The organism is Aeromicrobium sp. PFPM2_SD2 (assembly GCF_057364525.1).
In genome coordinates this window covers 1-1,326 of sequence record NZ_JBNFNZ010000576.1, presented here as the reverse complement: position 1 = coordinate 1,326, position 1,326 = coordinate 1, and the positions used below count along the sequence as shown (strand labels likewise).

Annotated in this window: 2 protein-coding genes; both read right to left on the bottom strand. The window is 74.9% G+C overall.

Annotation, left to right across the window (positions count from 1 at the left end; genetic code table 11):
- Positions 1-469, bottom strand: a 469-nt coding sequence (locus AC2W7G_RS16480; protein ID WP_485869388.1) for an MFS transporter, incomplete at its 3' end; no start/stop codon positions are given.
- A 13-nt stretch (positions 470-482) separates the two neighbouring features.
- Entirely contained in the window at positions 483-1,178 is a 696-nt protein-coding gene (locus AC2W7G_RS16475; protein WP_485869387.1) for an LppX_LprAFG lipoprotein, read from the bottom strand.
- Positions 1,179-1,326 lie beyond the last annotated feature (148 nt).

Here is a 1,326-nt window from a genome sequence, read left to right as displayed (position 1 = left end):
CGACGGCGCCCAGCACCGGGCCCAGCACGCTGCCCAGCTCCTGCACCGCGCCGACGACGCCCAGCGGCAGGCCGCGGCGATGGGGCGGCCACAGGTCGGCGACCAGGGCGAGCGTCGGCGGGACGAGACCGCCACCGCCCACCCCCTGGAGCAGGCGTCCGGCGACGATCGACTCCAGGTCGTACGCCGCGGCGGTGACGACCGAGCCGAGAGCGAAGACCAGCAGCGTGCCGACGAGCACCGGCAGGCGTCCGCGCAGGTCGCTGATGCGGCCCACGAGCGGCAGGACGCCCACGTAGCCGAGGAGGAAGCCCGAGACGATCGGGGCGGCACGCTGCAGCTCGTCGACGCCGAGCCCGGAGGCGCTCATCATGTCCGGCAGCGCCAGGACGACGACGTAGGTGTCGGCGGCGGCGAAGCAGACCGCGGCGGCGGCCAGCCCCAGCAGGACGGTGGACGCCCTGCTCACGGTCGCGGGCACGTCAGGGCCGGGCGATCCGGACCGGCTCGTCGGAGGTGCTCACCGTGATCGTGTAGGTGACGTCCTCGTCGCCGTAGAACGGGCCGGTCACGGTGGCGTCGCGCAGCGCGTCGTCCTCGTCCAGCCGCCACTCGACGTCGAAGCTGCCGTCGACGTCCGCCGACGGGATGAGTGCCTGGACGTCGCCTCCCTCGAGGGTGCCCTCGACGACGCTGAGGACGTCCTCGCCGTCGCGCTTGCGGCCGCCGTCCTCGAGGTCCTCGGTGGCGGGCAGCAGGCCCGAGACGCCCTGGCCGGCGACGAACAGCGACGCCGGGTCCGGCGCCTTGAGGGTGGCCGGGTCGATGGTCAGGAAGGCGGGGGAGAAGGCCGTCTTGGCCCACACCGAGCCGTCGGTGGCGACCACGTCGGCGTCCAGGCTCGCCCCGCCGGTGACGACCGTGACGGTGCCCCGGAAGGCGGGCGTGTGGTTGCCGGTGCCCTTCGCCGAGAGCAGCCCCGTGACGCCGTTGGGCAGCTCCTTCGTCGCCAGCGACAGCTCGATGGTCTCGGCGGCGTCGAGCGTCTGCTGCGCCGTGGCGAGCCGGGCGGCCAGCGCGTCGGCGTCACCGCCGTCCTCGCTCCCGCCGTCGTCGCCGGTGCAGGCGGTCAGGGTCAGCGTGAGGGCGGCCGTGAGGGCGGCGAAGCGGGTCAGCACGCGCTCAGTCTGACACGGTCCGGGTGGTCAGGAGGGCCGCTGCGGGGCTCGAGACGGCGAGCACCGGCTGGGCCAGCGGGACGCCCGACCCGTCGCGGCGCTCGGTCATGGGGGGTTCCTCCTGAAGCGTTCCGCGCGTCCGTCCTGG